The following is a 3,262-nucleotide window of genomic DNA, read 5'->3' on the forward strand; positions in this document are numbered from 1 at the left end:
AACCACGCCCGTCAATGCTGAGAACAGCCCCCCCGGCGAAGTGTTTCGCTTTCGGCAATGCGCGTGCACCCGTCCGTTTGCCAACACGCGATGTCGTGATCCGCACATTCAGGACAGTCACTCAACGATTTAATATGTTGTGTCGGGTTTTTCGTAGCTGGTACGTAAACTGCATTGACCATTGCGAACGTGCGGACACGTTTGACCTTGCCCTCGAAAAACGTATCCGTTACTGAGAGTGTGTAAAACTTCAGTGACGGGGGATTGAGCAATGGGTAACCGGCGTGGTTCCGCCGTCGCCCCGAAGCCGGCCTGATCCTGCACAGCGACCGTGGGAGCCAATATTGCAGCGACGAATTCCAGGCGCTGCTCAAGGGCTACGGAATGCGTTGCTCGATGGCTCGATGAGCAGAAAGGCCAATTGCTGGGACAATTCGCCGACCGAGAGCCTGTGGGGATCGCTCACTCAAGCAGGCGCGCATTCACGGCCGGCGCTTTGCGACGCGTCGCGAGGCGATGGACGAGGTACTTGATTGGCTGAGCTTCTACAATCATGGTCGTCTGCACTCGACGTTGAACCGGAAGCGTTCAGGCAGTCGTGGCTCTACACGGAGCTGTACAAGGCAAGGCGCGCAACTTCAAGCAGTGGATGAGCAAGGGCCTGTACATGGGCACGCTGATGGTGGGCATCGAGCAGAAGCTGCTGGGCGGCAACGTGCCGTGGACGCCGCATCACCAGCATCGCGACCATGAAATGCTCAAGCCTGCGTCGCAGTGCAAACCGATCGAGTACCCGAAACCCGACGGCAAGCTCACGTTCGACCGGCTCTCGTCGGTGTTCATTTCGAACACGAACCACGAAGAGAACCAGCCCGCGCACTTGACGCTCAAGGATGCGAGCGTACCCGTGAACGTGAACCTGCGCACCTACGCGGGCCCGGAAGCGCGCTTCTGCCCGGCCGCGGTGTACGAGTTCGTGAAGAACGACGATGGCAGCGACCGCCTGCAGATCAACGCGCAGAACTGCGTGCACTGCAAGACCTGTGACATCAAGGACCCGACGCAGAACATCGTGTGGGTCACGTCCGAAGGCGGTGGCGGTCCGAATTATCCGAACACTTGAGCAGTGCCAGGTGAATCTAAGGGGCAAGTTCTAGTATGAAACTGATTCGGTCTATCGAGGAGTTGAAAGCTCAGTTGAGCGGACAAAACCGCACGGCCTTCGTGCCGACCATGGGCAATCTGCATGCAGGGCATCTTTCGCTTATCAGGCTCGCACGGCAGCATGGCGATCCGGTCGTCACCAGCATTTTCGTGAATCCGCTGCAGTTTGGAGTAGGCGAAGATTTCGAACGTTATCCGAGAACCCTCGAGGCGGACCTGGAGAAACTTCAGAAGGAGAATGTGTACGTTGTCTTTGCCCCGACGGAGCGGGACCTCTTTCCGCAGGCGCAAGAGTATCGTGTCCAGCCTCCTGGCGGCCTTGGCGACATGCTGGAGGGTGAATTCCGGCCTGGTTTCTTTCAAGGTGTTTGCACGGTCGTAATGAAGCTGCTGTTATGCGCGCAGCCGCGCGTGATGGTGTTTGGAAAAAAGGACTACCAGCAACTGATGATAGTTCGAGAAATGTGTAAGCAGTTCGCCATGCCCACGGATGTCATAGCCGGCGAAACCATCCGCGACATCGATGGACTGGCGCTGTCATCGCGCAATCGCTTTCTGACGCCCGAGCAACGGGTGGAGGCGCCCACGCTGCATCGGCTCCTCAACAGCGTGCGCGAGGATATCCTGGGCGGGCGACAAGATATTCGGCGAATCGAGCGGCGCGCATTCTCAACGCTCGTCGATCGGGGCTGGAAGCCCGATTACATCTCGGTCCGAAAACAGGCCGACTTACGCTCTCCAACGGAGCCGGAAGTCGTCGAGCAAAAGCTCGTTGTGCTAGCAGCAGCGCGTCTCGGCAGCACACGCCTTATTGATAACCTCGAGATTTGAAGTGCCGAGGCAATGTCCCAAAGACCGTTGAAGGTTGGGACGGCGGGTGCGGCATAGGTTAGGCGACCTTTCGATCATGGTCAATGTTCGATTTCGAAGGCGGACGCTTCAACGCGGTGGCGAGAACCCAGAGCTCGCTCACGCCGAGGATTTTGCGGAAATTCTTCTCGGCTTCCAGGAAGCCGGCGGCCCCCCAGCGCACCGCCATCTCGGCATCGCGATAGCGCTTCACCTCCCGTGCTTCACGTTGCTGCAGTTCGGCAACCACGAAATCGAACAGCCGTTGACGCGTCGCGAGGTCCGGCCCAGCCAGTGACAGGATGTCACGTTCGAGCCACTGAACCAGGGTGCGCGGGTCGGCAGCCAGCTCGTGCGCATGGGCTTCATTGCGCCGAAGCGTTTCCAGCGCGGCTTCGAGGAGGCTATCCTCACCACGTCGGCGGGGATTGGCCAGACGCGCTTCGAGCTGCTCGCGCCCGGTGCGAGCGCCACTGGCGACACGATGCCAGAGCGTCGCCAGTGATTTACCCTGCTGGATGATGTGGAACACGTCGCCGTGACACGGCGTATCGGGCCAGGCCATTTTTTGCCCGGCACGCAGACCGGTTCCCGCATCGGCGATCGTGTGTTCAGGATCGAGGCCCTGTGCCTGCAGGTCCAGCAGATGGATGGCCCAGGTGTCTGAACCGCGCCGGGTTTTCCGGAGGCTCCACTTCTTGAGAAAATGGAGCTATGGAAAATACCAAGAAGAAGTCCCCACGGTACTCGCCGGAAGTTCGTGAGCGGGCTGTGCGAATGGTGCTGGAACATCAAGGCGACCGTGACTCGCAATGGAAGGTAATCGCGTCGATCGCAGCGAAGTTTGGCTGCTCGGGCGAGACGCTGCGTAGCTGGGTACGCAAGGAAGAGCGGAATCGGGGTTTGCGCCCGGGCACAAGCACGCAGGAGCAGGATCGGCTCAAGGAACTGGAGCGGGAGAACCGTGAACTGCGCCAGGTTAATGAAATCCTGCGCAAGGCATCAGCGTATTTCGCACAGGCGGGTGCGACACGTGTTCCGTCCCTCACGCGTCGTTGAGTAGTATGTTGCATGGGATGGGAAAGCTCATTGCGGTCTTGTCACGCGCGTCACGTATTTGTTGACGCAGTCGTGACCTGCTGTGCGACCAGCAGTTGTCTACCCGGACATGCGCGACTGGTAACGGTCGGGTATGAAGCTTCGGGGAAAATGTACTCTTCGTGAGAAGGTTCATCCGGCGACGGGTGAG

1 protein-coding gene and 4 pseudogenes are annotated in these 3,262 nt (G+C 59.1%); 4 read left to right on the forward strand and 1 reads right to left on the reverse strand.

All coding sequences use genetic code 11. The annotated features are described in order from the left end of the window. Positions 1-282: 282 nt before the first annotated feature. From BMI01S_RS40280 to panC, 3 genes and pseudogenes are all read left to right on the forward strand, one after another. Positions 283-576 (forward strand): annotated as a pseudogene (locus BMI01S_RS40280) (IS3 family transposase); the annotation flags it as partial. Next, a pseudogene (locus BMI01S_RS36470) lies at positions 576-1,123 on the forward strand (4Fe-4S dicluster domain-containing protein); the annotation flags it as partial. The pseudogenes BMI01S_RS40280 and BMI01S_RS36470, both read left to right, overlap by 1 nt. A 35-nt stretch (positions 1,124-1,158) precedes the next feature. After that, positions 1,159-1,995, forward strand: coding sequence for a pantoate--beta-alanine ligase (gene panC, locus BMI01S_RS36475; protein WP_028215690.1), 837 nt, complete (start codon positions 1,159-1,161; stop codon positions 1,993-1,995). A 58-nt stretch (positions 1,996-2,053) separates the two neighbouring features. Here the strand turns inward: panC and BMI01S_RS40285 are convergent. After that, a pseudogene (locus BMI01S_RS40285) lies at positions 2,054-2,245 on the reverse strand (IS256 family transposase); the annotation flags it as partial. A 482-nt stretch (positions 2,246-2,727) separates the two neighbouring features. Between BMI01S_RS40285 and BMI01S_RS36485 the strand changes: the two are divergent. Then, a pseudogene (locus tag BMI01S_RS36485) lies at positions 2,728-3,042 on the forward strand (transposase); the annotation flags it as partial. Between the last annotated feature and the right edge of the window lie 220 nt (positions 3,043-3,262).

It is taken from the genome of Paraburkholderia mimosarum LMG 23256 = NBRC 106338, from assembly GCF_000739815.1.
In the GTDB taxonomy this organism is placed as follows: domain Bacteria; phylum Pseudomonadota; class Gammaproteobacteria; order Burkholderiales; family Burkholderiaceae; genus Paraburkholderia; species Paraburkholderia mimosarum.

What these genes read in the sequence shown, in the direction of transcription:
- panC (WP_028215690.1), top strand. Translation starts at nt 1,159, where the DNA reads ATGAAACTGATTCGGTCTATCGAGGAGTTGAAAGCTCAGTTGAGCGGA.